At 29.3% G+C, this 19539-nt stretch carries 21 protein-coding genes; 9 read left to right on the top strand and 12 right to left on the bottom strand.

Annotated features, from left to right (window positions below):
* Window positions 1-394: 394 nt before the first annotated feature.
* The 5 genes from BA195_RS10545 (at window position 395) to BA195_RS10525 (ending at window position 5403) form a co-directional block, all read left to right on the top strand.
* Window positions 395-1312, top strand: a complete 918-nt coding sequence (locus tag BA195_RS10545) for a PorP/SprF family type IX secretion system membrane protein (protein ID WP_141677694.1) — start codon at window positions 395-397, stop codon at window positions 1310-1312.
* A gap of 335 nt (window positions 1313-1647) precedes the next feature.
* Window positions 1648-2883 (top strand): alginate export family protein, encoded by a 1236-nt coding sequence (locus BA195_RS10540; RefSeq protein ID WP_068705241.1) that lies wholly within the window; start codon window positions 1648-1650, stop codon window positions 2881-2883.
* Between the two features lie 4 nt (window positions 2884-2887).
* On the top strand, window positions 2888-3607 hold the full coding sequence (gene ric / locus BA195_RS10535) for an iron-sulfur cluster repair di-iron protein (protein ID WP_068705239.1): 720 nt from the start codon (window positions 2888-2890) through the stop codon (window positions 3605-3607).
* A 98-nt stretch (window positions 3608-3705) separates the two neighbouring features.
* A complete protein-coding gene (locus BA195_RS10530) occupies window positions 3706-4920 on the top strand; it encodes a hypothetical protein (RefSeq protein ID WP_068705237.1) in 1215 nt (404 codons plus the stop codon).
* A 48-nt stretch (window positions 4921-4968) separates the two neighbouring features.
* On the top strand, window positions 4969-5403 hold the full coding sequence (locus BA195_RS10525) for an RrF2 family transcriptional regulator (RefSeq protein WP_068705235.1): 435 nt from the start codon (window positions 4969-4971) through the stop codon (window positions 5401-5403).
* Window positions 5404-5619: 216 nt separating this feature from the next.
* On the opposite strand, the gene BA195_RS10515 is transcribed toward BA195_RS10525, so the two are convergent.
* The 12 genes from BA195_RS10515 to BA195_RS10460 all read right to left on the bottom strand — a co-directional run bounded on the left by BA195_RS10515 (window position 5620) and on the right by BA195_RS10460 (window position 15344).
* Window positions 5620-5955 carry a cytochrome c oxidase subunit 3 gene (locus BA195_RS10515; protein WP_068705231.1) on the bottom strand — a complete coding sequence of 112 codons (336 nt, stop codon included), beginning with the start codon at window positions 5953-5955 and terminating at the stop codon, window positions 5620-5622.
* A gap of 101 nt (window positions 5956-6056) precedes the next feature.
* Window positions 6057-6839, bottom strand: coding sequence for a nitrous oxide metabolic protein (locus BA195_RS10510; protein WP_068705230.1), 783 nt, complete (start codon window positions 6837-6839; stop codon window positions 6057-6059).
* A complete protein-coding gene (locus BA195_RS10505; protein ID WP_068705228.1) occupies window positions 6832-7539 on the bottom strand; it encodes an ABC transporter ATP-binding protein in 708 nt (235 codons plus the stop codon). Before BA195_RS10505 ends, BA195_RS10510 begins: the two co-directional genes overlap by 8 nt.
* On the bottom strand, window positions 7536-8780 hold the full coding sequence (locus BA195_RS10500; RefSeq protein WP_068705226.1) for a nitrous oxide reductase family maturation protein NosD: 1245 nt from the start codon (window positions 8778-8780) through the stop codon (window positions 7536-7538). The genes BA195_RS10505 and BA195_RS10500 overlap by 4 nt, the downstream gene beginning before the upstream one ends.
* Entirely contained in the window at window positions 8781-9215 is a 435-nt protein-coding gene (locus BA195_RS10495; protein ID WP_068705224.1) for a CopD family protein, read from the bottom strand.
* Window positions 9216-10628 carry a nitrous oxide reductase accessory protein NosL gene (locus BA195_RS10490; protein ID WP_084443162.1) on the bottom strand — a complete coding sequence of 471 codons (1413 nt, stop codon included), beginning with the start codon at window positions 10626-10628 and terminating at the stop codon, window positions 9216-9218.
* A 44-nt stretch (window positions 10629-10672) separates the two neighbouring features.
* Window positions 10673-11098, bottom strand: a complete 426-nt coding sequence (locus BA195_RS10485; RefSeq protein WP_068705223.1) for a nitrous oxide reductase accessory protein NosL — start codon at window positions 11096-11098, stop codon at window positions 10673-10675.
* Window positions 11099-11101: 3 nt separating this feature from the next.
* A complete protein-coding gene (locus tag BA195_RS10480; protein WP_068705221.1) occupies window positions 11102-11710 on the bottom strand; it encodes a hypothetical protein in 609 nt (202 codons plus the stop codon).
* 118 nt (window positions 11711-11828) lie between these two features.
* Complete coding sequence (nosZ, locus tag BA195_RS10475) at window positions 11829-13790, bottom strand: Sec-dependent nitrous-oxide reductase (RefSeq protein ID WP_068705218.1); 1962 nt, start codon at window positions 13788-13790, stop codon at window positions 11829-11831.
* Between the two features lie 18 nt (window positions 13791-13808).
* Entirely contained in the window at window positions 13809-14315 is a 507-nt protein-coding gene (locus tag BA195_RS10470) for a c-type cytochrome (RefSeq protein WP_068705215.1), read from the bottom strand.
* A 21-nt stretch (window positions 14316-14336) separates the two neighbouring features.
* Complete coding sequence (locus tag BA195_RS10465; protein WP_068705214.1) at window positions 14337-14909, bottom strand: fasciclin domain-containing protein; 573 nt, start codon at window positions 14907-14909, stop codon at window positions 14337-14339.
* A 93-nt stretch (window positions 14910-15002) separates the two neighbouring features.
* Window positions 15003-15344 (bottom strand): winged helix-turn-helix domain-containing protein, encoded by a 342-nt coding sequence (locus tag BA195_RS10460; protein ID WP_068705213.1) that lies wholly within the window; start codon window positions 15342-15344, stop codon window positions 15003-15005.
* A gap of 258 nt (window positions 15345-15602) precedes the next feature.
* On the opposite strand from BA195_RS10460, the gene BA195_RS10455 reads away from it, so the two are divergent.
* Genes BA195_RS10455 through BA195_RS10440 form a run of 4 tightly spaced genes read left to right on the top strand, consistent with a single transcriptional unit; the run spans window position 15603 to window position 19484 of the window.
* Window positions 15603-15839 (top strand): hypothetical protein, encoded by a 237-nt coding sequence (locus BA195_RS10455; RefSeq protein WP_068705211.1) that lies wholly within the window; start codon window positions 15603-15605, stop codon window positions 15837-15839.
* Between the two features lie 7 nt (window positions 15840-15846).
* On the top strand, window positions 15847-18171 hold the full coding sequence (locus BA195_RS10450) for a periplasmic nitrate reductase subunit alpha (RefSeq protein WP_068705209.1): 2325 nt from the start codon (window positions 15847-15849) through the stop codon (window positions 18169-18171).
* 3 nt (window positions 18172-18174) lie between these two features.
* Complete coding sequence (locus tag BA195_RS10445) at window positions 18175-18858, top strand: nitrate reductase cytochrome c-type subunit (protein ID WP_068705207.1); 684 nt, start codon at window positions 18175-18177, stop codon at window positions 18856-18858.
* On the top strand, window positions 18855-19484 hold the full coding sequence (locus tag BA195_RS10440; RefSeq protein ID WP_068705205.1) for a cytochrome c3 family protein: 630 nt from the start codon (window positions 18855-18857) through the stop codon (window positions 19482-19484). The genes BA195_RS10445 and BA195_RS10440 overlap by 4 nt, the downstream gene beginning before the upstream one ends.
* Window positions 19485-19539: the final 55 nt, after the last annotated feature.

Genomic DNA, 19539 nt, shown 5'->3' with positions numbered 1-19539 from the left:
TAAAAAACAATGTTAGTAGAAATCATGCAGCAGGGATGAATCTACAATATAGTTTATCAAATACTACATCAAATAAGCGGTACAGAATATACAGTAGTAGTAGTAGTAGTAGTAGTAGTAGTAGTAGTAACACCTACAAGTATTTGTGGCACAACTGTTACATTACAGGTGTTAGTATATGTTTCACAAGATTCAAATAATATAGGTAAACAACTTCTGTAGTAACTACAATAAATACAGTTGATAACGTAACATCAACAGGTGTAACACATGATATTACCGTTGCATTAGATGCTAATGGAAGTGTATTAATTACAACAGCTAATATTGATAATGGAAGTAGTGATGACCGCAGTGGAATAGCTTCAATGATTTTAAATCAAAATATTATTGATTGTCAAACATTAGGAAATGTAATATTAACACAGTAAAATTATATAATATAAAATATACACTTGCTTTATTAGTAATTATGGTATGTGTAAAAGTTAAAGCACAACAAGACCCATCATTTACAATGTATAACCTAAATATGAATGTTATTAACCCAGCTTATGCTGGAAGTAATGATGGCTTAGAATTCACTACTTTAATTAAAGGACAATGGGTAGGTATAAAAGATGCTCCTAATACACAAACATTATCTATTTCTTCACCTATTGGCAAAAATATAGGTTTAGGTTTATCTATTGTTAACGATCAGGTATATATTGCTAAAGAAACCGATGTCTATATCGATTTTTCATACAAATTAAAGTTATCAGAAAACAATGATCTTTTTTTAGGTTTAAAAGCAGGCGCTTCTTTTTTTAATGCTGATTTAAATTCTTTAAATATTAACGACCCTCTTTTTAATCAAAATGTAAACCGTATAAATCCCAATTTTGGTGCGGGTGCTTACCTCAAAGGAAAAAACTATTACGTTAGTTTATCCATTCCTGTATTGTTACAAAGTAAGAGGTTTGAAAAGCAAGGAAATGTAGTTACTTCAGCTTCAGATAAACCACATGTTTATTTAGGTTCTGGATATACATTTGATCTAGAAGGTGAATATAATTTAAAAATAACTCCTTCTTTCATGACTCGTTATGTATCTGGTGTTCCTCTTTCTATAGATGTAACAACAACATTAGGACTTTTAGATAAAGTTGAATTTGGAGTTTCTCACAGATTAAAAGAATCTTTTAGTGGATTACTAATGTTTCAATTTATTAAAGAGTTTAAGGTAGGATATGCGTATGAACATGCCATTAATGATATTTCAAAATATAGTAGCGGTTCACATGAATTTATTTTCAAATTTTTATTTTAAAATAGTTTCCTTTTTTTAAAACCCAGTTATAATAACTGGGTTTTGTTTTTTAATATACTACACCTTTACACCTATTCTTCTTTCTTATTTTATTATTTTATTATTTACTAATACTTTTACTTCTTATATCTTCAACTTATATTAAATATTGTCACATTTTTTGCTAAAATTATCATTCATTATTCTAAGTTTTATACAAAAAAAACTACTAAAACATCTTATACTAGTTATGTTAGTAAATAAAAATTAAATATTGATAACACAAAACATGACCTTTATCATTTTTTATGGCCATCATTCTATTGAAATTTGTATTAAATTAAAAATAGATGATTATGAAAATAAACAAAATACTTAGTATTATACTCTTTTTGGTTGCTACTTTAACTTACTCTCAGTTAAAGATAGATGCTGAATTACGTCCTCGAGCGGAATACAGGCATGGTTTTAAAACTTTATTTCCAGACAATGCAAATGCAGCTTTATTTACCTCACAGAGAACCCGTTTAAATTTTGCCCATTCTATCGAAAAACTTAATTTTTATATAAGTATCCAAGATGTGAGGGTTTGGGGAGATGTACCGCAATTAAACAGTTCCGATAATAACGGATTGAGTTTACATCAAGCTTGGGCAGAAATACTTTTAGATGCTAATTATTCTTTAAAATTAGGACGTCAAGAAGTTATTTATGATGACAGTAGAATATTTGGTAATGTAGGTTGGGCTCAACAAGCACGTAGTCATGATTTAGCTTTATTTAGATATAAAAAAGGGTCTTTTAAAGCAGATTTAGGCTTGGCTTTTAATCAATCAAAAGAAAACCTAACAGAAACAAATTTAACAACTCCTAATACTTACAAAGCAATGCAATATATATGGTTGCATAAGGAATGGAGTAACTTTTCAGGTAGTTTTTTATTCTTAAATAACGGTTTACAATCTACTGACGGACTTAAATACAGCCAAACAATTGGTACGCATTTAAAAACAAAACAAAATAATTTACAATTAGCAGCTAATTTATATTATCAATTTGGTTACGATGTTAATAATAATGATTTAAGTGCTTATTTACTTGGTTTAGAAGCTAATTACAAGTTAAACGATAAAACTACAGTTGGTTTAGGTACTGAATTACAAAGTGGTAATGATTATAATACCGCTGTTAGCAAAAACAATGCTTTTAATCCATTATATGGTACAAATCATAAATTTAATGGGTTTATGGATTATTTTTATGTAGGTAACCACGCTAACAGTGTTGGTTTACTTGACGTATATGCAAAAGCCAACTTTAAATTAAATCCAAAATCTAGTTTAACAGCCTTTTTACATAGTTTTTCTGCAGCAGCAGATATTAATGCAAACGTTTCTAAACAATTAGGCACAGAAATAGATTTAGTTTACGCATATAACTACACTAAAAATATCGGATTTAAAGCAGGATATTCACAAATGTTTGCTTCAGAAGGAATGGAAGCTTTAAAAGGAATATCTAACAATAACACTAATAACTGGGGATGGGCAATGGTTACTATTAACCCTACTCTATTCACTTCTAAAAAATAAAATTATGGTATTAGAAAACGAAAAGACAGTAGCAAATTATGTTGCTGAAAACATTAAGACTGCGCATGTTTTTAAAAAACATGGAATTGATTTTTGCTGTGGCGGTAATATTACTGTAACCCAAGCTTGTGCTAAAAAAAATGTAGATATAACAATTATTGAAAAAGAACTTGCTGCTGTAGATGCTATAAAAGATGTTATAGAAGATTACAATAAATGGGAGTTAGACTTTTTAATGATTTATATAGAAAATGTACATCATTCATACGTAAAAGAAAGCTTACCTTTAATTTCTGAATATGCAAATAAAGTAGCCAAAGTTCACGGGCATCATTACACTGAAGTTGTAAAAATAAATCAACTTTTTCATGAAGTTGCCAATGAATTATTAGCGCATATGCAAAAAGAAGAAGAGATTTTATTTCCTTTCATCAAACAATTAGTTGATGCTAAAAAATCAGGTACAAAAAATATTTCAGCCCCTTTCGGAACCGTAAATAATCCTATTCGAATGATGGAACAAGAACATGAAAGTGCTGGTGACATTTTTAAAGAAATTGCTACTTTAACAAATAACTATACTCCCCCTGCCGAAGCTTGCAATACTTTTAAAGCTTTATATGCTAAGTTAGATGAATTTGAACAAGATTTACATCAACATATACACTTAGAAAATAATATTTTACACCCTAAATCAATTGCTTTAGAAAAAGAACTAAAATAAAATGGCTTTAAAACAAAAAAAGAGTATTCATAATGAATACTCTTTTTACATGATAAATATCATAATTTTTGCACTATTGAATACTTTATTTTGCAAATATGACCACCTCTTTTAATTTTTTAAAAAACCATAGTAAAATAGCTTTAAGTTATTTTTCAATAATTGCTTTCTTGGGTGTTTTACTTCGTTTTTTCACCATAGTTGATTTACCTATAAACTACCGTTTTATAGTACATACACATTCTCATATTGCTTTGTTAGGCTGGGTTTATACAGCGTTAACTACACTCATTTTTAAGATGTATTTAAGTAAAGTTGCTATTAATTTAAAATACAAACGTTTATTTTGGGCTACGCAATTTATCATAATAGGAATGTTAATTACTTTTCCTTTTACCGGCTATGCAGCATTCTCTATTCTTTTTTCAACACTTTTTTTACTTGCTTCTTATGTATTTGCTCATTTAGTTTTTAAATACACACCGTTAACTTTAAAGAAAACAAATTCCTATGCTTGTATTCGTGTTGCTTTATGGTATATGATTATTTCTAGCCTTGGCCCTTGGGCATTAGGTATTATTATGAAAACAGCCGGATCAGGCTCTAGTTTATATAGAAATGCTATTTATTTTTACCTTCACTTTCAGTACAATGGTTGGTTTATTTTGACTCTTTTAGGCATAGGCATTTATATTTTAGAACAATATAAAATCACATTTACTAAAAAAACTTTTAATCCTATTTTTTGGCTAATGAATATAGGTATAATACTAACCTTTGGTATTTCATTACTATGGATGAAACCAACACTTATTATTTATATAATATCATTTATAGGCGCCTTTATACAGTTAATTGCTTTTTATATTTTAGTAAAAAAAATAAATTCTTTTAAAGATGAATTCAATAATAAGTTTTCACATCCATTTCGTCAATCAATAAAATTAATTGCTATTCTTTTTGCGATAAAATTACTATTTCAACTTGTTGGCACAATTCCAAACATAGCAAATGCAATTTCGACTAATGTTAATTTAATTATAGGTTATTTACACTGGACATTTTTAGGTGTAGTTAGCGTTTCTATTCTCCTTTTTTCACATCAATTTAAGTTAATACAGCTTTCTAAAAAAAGCATGTTGTTTTACCTTATCGCATTTTTTTTAACCGAAATTATTATTTTTTACAAAGGGTTTGCTATTTCGAAACATCTTTTTATAATCAGTAATCATTCATTATACCTAGTTATCGTTAGTAGTATTTTTTTTATAGCAATACTTATTATTTTTTCAAATCAATTTAAAAGACAATAATTAAAGACATAAACATCTTTTTTATTATTTTTATCTAAAATTATTTAGATGTTATCTAACGCTTGTAAATACGCTATTCGATCTGTATTATACTTATCGGTTCATGTTGATGAAAATAAAAAAATTGGGGTTAAAAAAATTGCGGAAGAATTAGAAGTTCCTCAACCTTTTTTAGCAAAACTATTGCAACAACTTACCAAAAACAATCTGGTATCTTCTTCAAAAGGTCCAACTGGAGGTTTTTATTTAAACAAACACAATTTAAACAACACCCTTTGGAGTGTTATTAAATGCATAGACGGAACCACAAAATTTGACAATTGTTTTATGGGATTATCTTCTTGCAATGACAAAAACCCATGTCCTGTTCATTTTACCGTAGCTCCTTTTAAAAAGAAATTAATGATTGATTTTAAAGATAAATCTATTCAAGAATTTTCTGAAGACATTAAAATTAATGGTCAACATATTTTTCTTAAATAATTAATACTAAAATTGCGTATATTATAATAAAACACAACAAAAGTACTTTCCAAAAAGTATGTGCTTTTTTTAATTCTATAAACTGAAAGTCCAACTACTAAAAATTTAAAAACAGCCAGTCCTATAATCAAAAGTGCGCCTAAATTAGAAAATGATGCCGATACTATGGTTAATAATACTAAACTTATCCAAGTGATTATTGATATCTTGTTCATATTAAAAAAATAAATAGATTATAGGAAATAATAACAACCAAAATAAATCACACATGTGCCAAAAAGCGGCGCTAGCTTCAACATCTTCCAATCGTGTAGTTTTCTTTTTAATTCCAAAATAAATAGATATTAAAATTACTAAACCTACCAAAACATGTATTACATGAAACAATGTAAGCATCCAATAAAAACTGAAGATGGCTGATTCTGTCAATTCTTCATAATTGGTTTGATCATTACTCTCTGGAAAAGAGTAAATAGTTAACCCGATGAAAATCAAAAACGTTACTAAAGTACCTCCAATAAAAAATGTTTTAGCTTGTTTTTTTGATAACATAATTAATTTTAAAATAAAAGACCTTTTAATCCTTTATAAAACAAAAATATCTCTATTAAGAGAAACTAATTATGATAAATGTGGTATATCAAAAAAACAAGCTAAAAATCTTTTCTTTTAGATTTAGAAATGATACGTAAAGTTGGTAAAACAGTCCATAGAATTAAGACTAAAGAAGATAAAATCATTCCGAAGTTTGTACCAAAAAACTTTTGAAATACTGCGCCTGTATAGCCCAATAAAGCAGAGATATCTAACTTTAATAAAATTAAAATTCTTGATAAATCTATAGGATTAAACATCGTTGCAAATAACGAAAATTGATCTAACGGATATTCTTGAAAAACAACTAATGATATTAAAAATAATCCGTCGTAAATAACAGCTAGGAAGAGCCACAGTAAAATAGCATACCCAAATCCCTTAATTTTATTTTCGTTTGATAATGCTATATTAAAAGCCAAAGCGACAAAAATAAAGGTTAAAAAAGCACCTACAAATAAGAGTGATATAAAGTTAAAAATAGCAGTAGATTGCATAACACCGTATGCTAAAAACGGAATTCCTAATCCTAAAACTAAACTTAATGAAAGTGATAAAGAAACTCCTATGTATTGTCCTAAAAAAATAGTAGTTCTTTTTAAAGGTTGGGCTAATAAAAGTTCTGTAAACTCTCGGGAATTATAGTAATACATAACACCAAAAATTGTACCTATTAACGGAGTTAACACTACTATAATATTCATTAATGTAATTACTGCCTTTGAGGTATCATTATTTAAAAACAATAGCACAAAACCAATTATTAAATAGAAAAAAAAGTACACATAACTCCATCTACTTCTTAATAAATCGAAAAAACTGTATTTTAATATTTTAAGCATAATCAGTAGTTAAAAGAGTGGCTATTGCGTGTTCTAAATCGGTTTGATTGGTTTGTTGTTTCAATGTCTCTATTCTTCCTTTAAAATGGATTTTTCCATCTAACAGAAACACTATTTCATCAGAAATATCCTCCACAAAACTCATAATGTGTGAAGTAATTAAAATTGTTTTTCCTTTTGTTTTTTCTGTCTGAATAATTTTTTTTAATCGTATTAATGAAATAGGATCTAAACCCGTTGTTGGTTCGTCTAAAATAATTAACTCACTATCAAACATAAAAGTTAAAACAAGGTTTACTTTTTGTTTTGTTCCTCCTGATAAATTACTTAGTTTTTGCTTTAAAAACGGATGCAAATCAAAAAGAGCTACCAACTCTTTATCATTAGCTGTTTTGGTTCTAATATCTTTTATCATCTGAATTAATTCAGATACCGTAAGGTTACCTGGAAAGTTTGCTATTTGTGGTAAATAATTAACATTATTACGGTATTGATGCTTTTTTAAAATTGCTTTGTTATTAATATTTATGGTTCCTTTATCAGGAATAACCATTCCTAAAACACTTTTAATCAACGTTGTTTTACCTGAACCATTTGGACCAAGAATTGCAAAAATACCACCTGATTTTATCTCTAAATTCAGATCTTTTAACACGGTAACTTTTCCGAATTTTTTATGTAGGTTGTCAATTTTTATCATTTTACTTCTCTCATTAATGGTTTTTTATCCGCCAAATTATCAGGTGTAAATGCAGGTGATACTTTTTCAGAAAAATTAATTATATCAACAAATAAACTACGTAGTAAAACAATAGCTTCTGGTGTTTTATTTACCACATATGAAAACAATTTTACAGGTCTGTAAGGCACATCTCCTTCTCCATTTTTATCCAAATCATATCCCGTATATTCACTCCAATAATTGTTATTAAAATTATTATCGTTTAGTTTACTATTGTATGATAAATCGAAAGAATTATGTAAGAAGTTATTTTTCAAAAATTTATTAGCATAGCAAGCTCCAGCTATTTTTAAAGCCCACCCGTTTCTAATAAAATTATTTTTTACATAATTTATACGCGTAGATCCTTCAACATTAATTCCTATTGTGTTTTCTTGAAATGTATTGTTAATAATTTCTGCATCATAAATTTCTTTTAACAACAAACCGTATGAAGCCGTTCCCCAATTTTTAATAAAAGTATTTTTCTTCATTTTTATAAACTTCGAAAACATTACGGCAACCCCCGAACCATTATTTGAAAAGGTATTATTAAGATATTCATCATTATTAGAAAACATAAAATGCAATCCGTAACGTAAATTATTATAGCTTTTATTATTAATAACCTTGCTGTGTGTTACAAACTCAAAATAAATTCCGTCTCTTAAATCATGAACTTCATTGTTTTTTACCAATATATTAGAACTGTACCACATATGGATTCCGTTTCCTGAGCCAGCTTCTTCAATTGCATCGCTAGAAATATGATTATTTTTTACAATACCATGATGTGATTTTTCAATTAAAATACCAAATAAAACTTTTTTTAATCTAACATTTTCAATATTGAAATATTTGCTTCTAGAAACATAAATGGCAGCAAAATCTTTGGTATAACTTTTACCTACATTTTTTAATGTAAGTCCTTTTACGGTTACACTATCTGCTGCTATTTTTAAAATATATCCTTTCTTTTTACCATCAATAACAACCTCTTTATCACCTAAAATAGTTAATGGTTTATTTATTAAAATATCATATTCATTATATACCCCTTTTCCTATTATAATCGTATCGTGTTTTGAGGCCTTTGCAATGGCTGATTTTATTGTTTTTACATTACAATTTAAACATACATTTATTTTTTGAGCATATAATGATGTTCCTATAAGTAGAAATATGACTACGGTAATATAATTCGTGATTTTTTTCTTCATTTAAAATAACATTCCTGTTCTTAAACTAACACCTGTTAATACAAATAAAACTGCCACTAAAGTTACCAAAATAATGTGGACTGCTAATGGTTTTAATTTTTTATTGGGAATTAAAAAAAAGCGTGCCTGCACCGCCAACACTAAAGTTATAATTAATAAAATACATTTTATTAATAAATGTTTTGGCAAATGCTCATGAAAAGAAAACCAATCTGAAAAATTAGGGATTCTAATAAAAATCAACCAAAAACCCGTTACAATAAGAATCAACAAAGCTGGTAAACCTATTGGTTCGTATGATTTTTCAAAATTTTGTATGATTGAAAAATCATTCTTTTTTAATGCTTTTGGTAAAATTCTGATAGCCAAAATTAAATGTCCTCCTGCCCAAATTGACGCAGCTATGATATGTATAAAAACAAGTATTGCATACATTTATATTGAGTATTTTAATCCTATTTGAAAAGATCTATTTTCATTCATTTGTACACCATTATAATTTTCATAAATTGGAGCACCAACCTCAACACCTAACTTAATTTTTTTTAATTCCGAATTTTGATTGAACATAAAATTAAACCCTAAAAATGATTTAATTTTTTCTCCTCCATAATTGTTGGTATTTGCTGTTGGAACCATCATCGGATTTAACATTGAATCTTTTCCTGATATTTCTCCTTCTGAAACAGCTAAAAACCGTCCTGAAATACTAACCCAATCTGCTAATTTATAAGCTCCCCAAAAATTAATTTGTTGAGAATTACCGAATCTATAATCCTCTCTATTTTTTCCTGTTCTAAAAGTAAATAATGGTTGAATTCCCCATGAAACACTTTCGGTATTCCCTTTATAAGTAGCTCCTAAAGTAACATCAAAAGTTCCTGAACTTAATTGCATTGCATACGGTAATTTTGCATCACTCATCATTGGAGTATCGTCTTTTTTTGTAATACTTCCAACAGGTATATTTAATGTTCCGTTTAAATGAATAGAAGTATTTTCTTTATTATATACATTATATAAAGCGCCTATTTTTAGGTCTCCTAACCCTGATGAATTTGTTGAAAAATCGTGAAGCATTGTCATACCGTTCATCATCATTTTTGCTTTTAAATCCATATTGTTTTTTACAATATTTTGCATTAATAATAATGTTAATTTATCAGAAGGTGCATACATAATTCCTAACATATACATATCCATACTCATATTTTGAGGTGCTACCATATATGAATTATAAATAGCTGCATCATTAATAGTTGAAGTTCCTGTTCTATTACCGTTCATATCCATATTCATATAACGTAAAGAAACCATAAAACCTCCTTTTGCATGTAAATGATCACCCATTACACCTATCGGAGCATGAGCATCTGGTCTGTTATGATTATGATGACTATGATTAGTTGCGCCAACTTTTCTTGTTACAAATTCTAATTGTATTTCTTTCCAAGTAAATAGCTTACCTGTTTTGGTGTTCTGATTCTTTTTTGCAGCTTCTTTATCTTTAAAGGCGGATAAATATGCTCCCATCGGGCTTTTAATTTGGCTACTTATTAAATAAGTTGCTTTGGTAGCATTAATTAATTCTCCTGTTAAATAATCTGCAACTAATTGTTTGGTAAATGAAGCTTCTTTTTGAGTTTTAGAATAATTTAATAAACATTCAATCGCGTCAAAATTTAGTTTTTTTTGAGCTGGTGTTATAACTTGTGCTTTATGTAATTTATCTTTAATTACCATATTACAATGCACACATTGTTTATTACTTTTTATAGTTTGAGCAAATGTAGTTTTACCTAAAAAAAAGGCAATAATTATGCTATACAAAAAATATTTTGTTTTCATTTTTGGTTGATTTTAAACTTTAATCTAATATAAAATTAGATTCTTTAATTTTTAAATTGAGCCTTAATAGCATTCCAATCATACAATTCTGTTCCGTTTAATTGCCCTTTCTCCTTTGATATATAAGCTGAAAGATTTGCTCCCATCGGACTTTTGATGTTTTGATTAATTAAAAAAGTTGCTTTAGTTGCGTCAATTAATTTTTTAGGCTCGTTATAATCGGTTACTAATATATATGCTAGTTTTTTTTCGCTTTTTTCTTTGATATCAGACAACATACATTCTATGGCATCATACTTAAAAGCTCTTCCTTTATTTGTTACTATTTCTGACGCAAATTTTGTGTCAACAATCATCATTTTACAAAAACTACATGCGTCTTTTCCGTATTCTATTTCTTTAGGACTTATAGTACATCCTATTAATAAAAGAACTATAAGAAATAAATAATTTATTTTTTTGTAATCCATTTTTTAAATTTTAGCTTCCTTTTTACCTACAAAAAATGCAACAACAGTAAGTGCCATACCTACAAACATTAAATAACCTCCTGTGTGTGGCAAAGAAGTAACATCAAAATTCAACATTTTTTGATATCCTAATAATGGTGGCTTATAACTCATAGGGGTACCATCTGGGTTTACTACTTTTATAATGGCATGCGGATCTAAATCACTTCCGTATGATGTAAGCCATTCATTAAAATCATACATACCTAGCATTCCTAAAACAGCCATTATTATAAACCAACCAATAAACCATTTATAAGAAACTTTACTAAAAAAGCCGAGTAAACCTATTAATACTCCTAATGCTGCCATGGTGCTTATTACTTTTGGAAAAATTGAAAACTCCCACATATCTGTTGGTTTAGGTATTACTTTCATACCTATATAATGATTTAAACCATCAATATTTGTTAAATCAAATTCCGAAACCCCTTTAATACCATCTATATGAATATTCATTCCTAAAGGTTCAGGATATTGCGGAGCACCAAGCATAATATTCCATAAAGGAAACTTAAATAAACTCAATAATAGTAAAGAGCCGATAATCATAATTATACCTGCTTTTTTCATAGTTCTATTTTTTAAGATGTGTTAATATTTATTTGATTAAAGGCTGCCTGTGTAAGTATATCAATCTAAAACAACAAGCAGCCCATCAACCAAAAAAATCAACTATTAATTATAGCTTTTATTCATCATCTAAAGACCAAGATAATTTGATATCTGATTTTTTAGGTGAAACTCTTATATAACCTTGCATTTCTTGATGTAAAGCTGAACAAAAATCTGTACAATAAAACGGCCAAATACCTACTTTTTTAGGCTCCCAGGTAAGTGTTTTAGTTTGTCCTGGCATTATTAATAATTCAGAATTGTTAGCTCCAATCATTGCAAATCCATGAGGTACATCAAAATCTTGTTCGTGATTTGTAATATGGAAAAACACCTTATCTCCTACTTTAACACCTTCAATATTATCTGGTGTAAAGTGAGATCTAATCATAGACATATAAATATGTACATCTTTCCCTTCTCTTACTACTTTTGCATCTGCTGGAGATGTAATAGCATATGGATGCTTATTTTCATCTAATCTATAGATTTTCTTAGATTTTTCTTTTATAATACTTGCTGGTATTGCAGCAGCATAATGAGGCTCTCCGTGTGTTGGAAAATCTAATAATAATTCCATTTTCTCTCCTGAAATATCATATAACTGAGCAGAGTGTTCTAATTCTGGGCCTGTTGGTAAATAACGATCTTTTGTAATTTTATTCATAGCGAACATATACTTACCAAAAGGTTTTCTTGAATTTCCTCCAGGAATTGTTAAGTGACCTACTGAATAATAGGTTGGCTTTCTATCAATTACTTCCCAAGTTCCTAATTTCCATTTTACAACTTCTGATGAAATAAAGAATGTTGTATATGCATTTCCTTTATCATCAAACTCAGTATGCAAAGGTCCTAATCCTCCAGATTGAACTGAACCTGCTAAAATATCTTCATAATTTAAAATTGGAATACCATAAGCTTCACCATCAAATTTCTTGTTCTCGATAGCTTCTAACATTTTTGGAAAAGAGTGAATTGTTAAATCTGCAGATAATTTACCATTACCAATAATATACTCTCCTGTTGGATCTACATCACAACCATGTGGCGATTTTGGAGTTGGTAAAAAATAAATTGCTCCAGGAATATCTGCTGGGTTTACTGTTAATACTTCTTTTACCATTGTAGAAGTTGCCGTATGCGTATGCTCATCATATACATTATGTGCATAGTTTGTTGGCATTTTAGTACCTCCACCATTATCTACATATTCTTCAATTTTTTTCCAGTTAATAGCTGCAATAAAATCTTTATCATTTTGTGATGCATTTACCTCTAATAAAGTACTTGCTTCCTCGGTATTATAAGTAGTAAAGAAAAACCATCCATGTGATTTATCTCTACCAGGGTGGGAAAGATCATAATTAAACCCTGGCATTAATATTTGGAATTTAATTCCCATTCTACCTGTTTCTTTATCTACTTTTATAAAAGATAAAGCTCCTTTAAAGTTTCCTTTATATTCTTTAATAGGCATATCAACCTGTGGTACTGGAACAGAAAAACGTGTTCCTGCAACTACATACTCTGTATTTTCAGTAATAAATGAAGAACTATGGTTTCCTGCACTATTAGGAACTTCTATAATTTCTTCAGTCTCAAAAGTTGTAAGGCTAATTCTAGCAATACGTGGTGTGTTATTACCGTTTATAAAAATCCAACGTCCATCTAACTCTCCATTTGTTTGAGAAATATCTGGGTGATGAGAATCATCCCAAGGTATTTGACCGAAAGAAGTGTTTAACATTGGTTTTGTTTCTTCAGAATATCCGTAACCTGTAGTTGGAAATTGAGAAAAAACAGGAATTTCTTTAAACATTCTACCAGATGGTAAACCATAAACAGTTAAGTTTCCGCTATAACCTCCAGAAATAAATGCATAATGTGAGTCATGTTCTCCTGGAGCAACATATACTTTTTCTGCTTTACTGCTATTTAAAGCACTTTTATTACTACTGCTTCCATTATTACCACAACCTACTAATAAAAAGGCGATTGATAAAAATAATGCTAAAAATTTATAACTTGTTTTCATAAGTTTTTATTTTGATTATTATAATGTTCTAAAAAATTCTAAAACTTGTCTTGTTTCATCTTTAGTTAAATTCTGATTTGCCATTGGCGACCCATTAAATTTCATTAATAACTCTTTAGCTATAGGATCATTTTTCACCATTTCTTCAGGATTCATAATCATATTCATTACCCATTCAGGAGAACGTCTTTTTAAAATATCTGTAGGGTTTGGGCCAATAAATTTTCTATTTGTTCTATGACAAGCTGAACATTTACTTTTAAAAACTTTAGCTCCTTTATCTGCCATAGCTTTATCTATTGTTTCAGCTAATTCTACCGACTTAATAGGCCCAATACCTTTGTTATTTAAATCTATTGTTCCTGCTTCTTTAACTTTTTTAGTTGTCGTTTTTTTAGTTTCTGTTTTTTTTACCGCTGCTTTTTTTGCAGGTTTTTTATTATTTGAGGTATCCTTTTTCTCTCCACCTCCACAACTAACAAATAATGTAATTAACATTATCATTAACACATTTTGTAATCTCATTTTATATTGATTTTTAGATTATTATTTATCACTTGGCACTAATACGTCTCCAATAACATGTATCCAACCATTACTAACTTTTACAGATTTTAAAATTTTGGTTCCTCCAACAAATAATCCATCTTCTTTTTTAGAAACTTCTAAATATTCTCCAGATGCCATATAAAGTTTTCTGTTTTTTCGTACGTTTTTCTCTAAAGTAGCAACAGTATAATTTGCTGGAGCAACATGATTTTTTAAGATAAATGATAGTTTTGATTTATTTTCAGGCTTTAATAATGTTGCTACAGTTCCTTTTGGTAGTTTATCAAAAGCTCCATTTACAGGTGCAAAAACAGTTAATGGACCTGCATTTACTAAAGTATTTTCTAAATCAGCAGCCTTAACAGCAACAACTAATGTTTTAAATTTTTCTAAAGAAGCTGCTACTTGTAGCGCATTAGGTTCAGAATCTTCATCTACCACAGCTGATTGCCCTTTATGTGCTTTCTCTGTAGTTTCATTAGTGCCATTAATAGTTTCTTTTTTTGTCTCTTTACATGAAAAAAATGCAAAACATATGAATAGTGTTAAAATTGAAATTTTTGTTCTCATCAGTTGACTTTTTAAATTCTACACAAAATTAAAGCAGCTGATTCTTTAAAAACATGATTAATATCATAAAAAGATATTTTTATCTTTTATTGTTTAATCAATTATTTTTAGTTTCATTAGTTGCTTATCTAAATGTTTCCAACAATTATTATTAATTGTATCATAAACTCCAATCATTTTAATACCGTAAGGAGTTAAAATTGTTCCACCTCCACTATTTCCTCCTACTGATTTTATTACAATTGGTTTTTTTGAACTTTTATTAACGGAATCAATTAAATTCCATGCTTTTTTATAAGACATTCCTAGTTCTTTAGCTGATTTTGATAAAGATTTAGTGATATTTAAAGACTTTAATAATTTTATTCTCCCTGCTCCTAAAAACACTTTATCATCAATTTCAATCCAAATTTTACTTTTAATTTTATATTCCATAATCTTATACTGTTCTTCAAAAATACTTCGTCTATCAAACAATAAACATGATATAAATCATGATCTTTTTTTATTTAGATTCAAAACAAATTAATTCACTATTCCATTTTTTAAAATCTAACAAACCCCTATCTAACAAAGAAATAAAAGCAAACCGTTATGTTTTAAAAAATATAATGAACTGAAATAGTGATAATTATCATGTAATTTTCTTCTTATAATTCTCTAATTTGTAAAACAATTAAACAACTATTTTCTATGCCTATAAAAAGTTATTTAGCACATCCACATGAAGGAAAAAAGGAAGAACTTAAAAAAGCGCTTGCTGTTATTAATAGATGTGAAATAATACCTGCCGAAAACAAAAACGTATTAGTTCTTGTTACCGAAACAAAAGATGATATAGAAGATAAAAGTTTAAAAGAAACTATAGAAACCCTAGATAGCTTAAAGTTATTAGCCTTGGTTTCTGGATTTAATACACCTATAAAATAAATAAGATATGAGCGCCTCTTTAACAAGTAGACGAAGTTTTATTAAAAAAATGGCTGCAACTGCAGCAATGACAGCAGCAGCAACCATGTTTCCTGGAATTATTTTTGCAAGTGAACAATTAGCAGGAATACCTGAAGGTAATTTAGATTGGAAAAAAGGACCTTGTCGTTTTTGCGGGGTAGGTTGTGGTATTTTAGTTGGTGTAGAAAACGGAAAAGCTATCGCTGTAAAAGGTGACCCTAATTCCACAGTAAATAAAGGACTTTTATGTGTTAAAGGTTACCACCAAACTATGTGTATTCAATCTAGCGACAGATTAACACATGCTTTAGTAAAAAAGAATGGTAAGTACGTAAAAACTCCTATTAGCGATGCTTTAGATATTGTAGCTGATAAAATGAAAACTACCATAGATAAACATGGTAAAGATTCAGTTGCAATGTATACCTCAGGGCAATCTACAATTCCCGAAGGTTATATCGCTTCAAAATTAATGAAAGGAGCCATTGGTACCAATAACTTAGATTGTAATGCACGTCTTTGTATGGCAAGTGCTGTAACAGGGTTTTTAACAACTTTTGGAGCAGATGAACCAATGGGTTGTTATGAAGATATTGAACATGCTGATTATTTTATTACTTGGGGTAATAATATGGCAGAAATGCATCCTGTTTTATTTTCAAGAATGTTATCTCAAAAAAATAGTAGAGGTGCCAAAATTATTGATTTTGCTACACGAACAACACGCTCTAGTATGGCATCTGATAAATCAATTTTATTTGAACCACAAACTGATTTAGCTGTTGCCAATGCAATTTGTTATGAAATTGTAAATAATGGTTGGGTAAATAAATCGTTTGTAGAAAAACATTGTAGTTTTAATAAAGGAACTACAAATATAGGCTATGGCTTAGAAGATAATTTTAAATTTAAAGACAAGCCTGAAAAAATAAATTTTGAAGAATACAAAACTTTTTTAGAAGATTATACGCCTGAAAAAGTGGCTAAATATTCTAAAGTATCAGTTAAAGATATTAAATATTTAGCTGCTATTTACGGAAATCCAAATAGTAAAGTAGTTTCTTATTGGTGTATGGGAATGAACCAACATACCAGAGGAACTTGGATGAATAACTTAGTGTATAACATTCACTTATTAACAGGTAAAATTTCACAACCTGGTAACGGACCTTTCTCTTTAACAGGGCAACCATCAGCTTGTGGTACCGCTCGTGAAGTAGGAACTTTTACGCACAAATTACCACATGGAGTTGTAATGAATAAAAAAGATAGAGAAATGGCGGCAAGAATTTGGAAAGTTCCTGTTGAAAAAATACCATCTAAACCAACCTATCACGCTACCGAAATGTTTAGAGCTGTTGATAGAGGGGAAATTAAATTTATTTGGACACAAGCTACAAATCCGTTAGTTTCTTTGCCAAAAACAAGTCGTTATCGACCTGCGATGGAAAAAGAATCTTGTTTTGTAGTGGTTTCTGATGTATTTCCTACACCTACTTCTGATGTAGCTGATGTTATTTTACCTGCAAGTTGGCATATCGAAAAATCTGGATTGTATGGTAATTCTGAAAGAAGAACCCAACATTGGAATAAAATGGTAGAAGCTCCTGGTGATGCAACTCCAGATGCATGGATGTTTATTGAAGTTGCAAAACGAATGGGATTTGGTGATTTGTTTCCATACAGTAAAGAAAATCACGTAGAAGAAATATACAACGAATATCGTCAGTTCCATGAAGGAGCTAAACATGGTATGGCACCTTTAGAAGTATTAAAGAAAGAATCTGGTGCAATTTGGCCTTATGTTGAAGGAAAATCTACCCAATGGAGATTCAATTCAAAATACGATCCTGCTTGTACAAACGGAGAAGATTTTCACTTTTATGGTAAACCAGATGGTAAAGCTGTTATTTGGCAACGACCTTACGAACCAGCTCCTGAAATGCCCGATGAAACTTATCCGTTTTGGTTAAATACAGGTAGAGTTATTGAGCATTGGCATACTGGTTCTATGACTAGAAGAATACCTGTTTTACATAAAGCTGTACCAAATGCTTATGTTGAATTACATCCTGAAGATGCTAAAAAAATGCACATCAGAAATGGTGAAAATGTAAAAGTAACTTCCAAGAGAGGGTCTTGTGTTTTACCTGCTTCTATCAATGAAAGAGGTTTACCTACAAGAGGACAAATTTTTGTACCATTTTTTGATGAAAACATGATGATTAATGATGTTACTTTAGATGCTTTTTGCCCTATTTCTAAAGAACCTGATTACAAAAAATGTGCTGTTAAAATAGAAAAAGCATAGATTATGAAAAAACGACTAGGAATCATATCGTTATTTGTAGTATTATTTATCGCTTTTATTACTATTTGGAATTATAGCTATTATCAAGGACAAGAAGATGCTTACATTCCGCTAGAAAGCGACAAAAACACACCTATAATACCAACAGAGGCAGGAGTTTTTAAAAGATCTGAACATGCTTTAGATTATACCAATATGCCAACAGATTTTGAACATCAAAGAAGTTTAGATAGTTATTATGATAATAGAGCCTATCATGGTGCGCCTCCAAGTATTCCACATGCTATAGAAGAACGTCAAAATATTGGTGATAATACTTGTTTAAAGTGTCATGAAAATGGTGGTTTTGTAGCTAAGTTTAATGCTTATACTCCTGTAACTCCACACCCTGAATTGGTTAATTGCAAACAATGTCATGTTCCTCAAAAATCAAAAACATTATTTAAAGCAGGAAACTTTGCTAAAGTACATGCACCTAAAGTAGGTAACAATAACGCTTTAGTTACAAGTCCACCTGTAATACCACATCAAACACAATTACGAGAAAACTGTTTGGCGTGTCATGCAGGACCAAGTGCTCCTAAAGAAATTCGTGTTTCTCATCCAGAGCGAGTTAATTGCAGGCAATGTCATGTACCAAATACGAAAGAACTTACAGCCATTAAAGATTTTATAAGAAAACAATGATAAATACAAATTACATAAAACATTTTTGGATTTTAAGTATCACTTTTTTGTTGATAAACACTTCTTGTAAACATAAAGAAGATGAATATCATAGTGTAACTGATAAAATTAAAGCAAAAAGCAAGCATTATAACGGAACTTCTATTTCATCAGAAAAATATATTGGAAATCTAAAATTAGTAGAAGTAACCGAAAACGGTATTACTTTTTCTATTCCAGAACGAAAAGGCGAAATAAAATCATACGCCTGTACCGAATGTCATAGTAAGCCTTTACAACAAATGCAACGTAAAGGATTAAAAAAAGCACATTGGAATATCAAATTAAATCATGCTGATGCCAATACAATGAGTTGTACTACTTGCCATGATGGAAGCAGTATGAATAATCTTAAAAGTATAACAGGGCATAAAATCGACTTTAATAATAGTTATAAATTATGTAGTCAATGTCATCAAAAACAATATAAAGATTGGACAGGTGGTGCACACGGAAAAAAAATAGCAAGTTGGGCACCTCCAAGAGCATCGATGACTTGTGTAAACTGTCACAATCCGCATTCGCCAGGTTTTGATACCAAATGGCCAGCGCGATTTAATACTAAAAAAGAAAAACAACGACAATAAACCTAACATTTGTTTAACATCATTTTTTGATGCTAACAATTTTATAGAAAGTATA

The organism is Tenacibaculum soleae (assembly GCF_001693415.1).
Lineage (GTDB): Bacteria > Bacteroidota > Bacteroidia > Flavobacteriales > Flavobacteriaceae > Polaribacter > Polaribacter soleae.
Note: the sequence above shows the minus strand (reverse complement) of the source record. Positions and strands in the feature narration are given on the sequence as shown.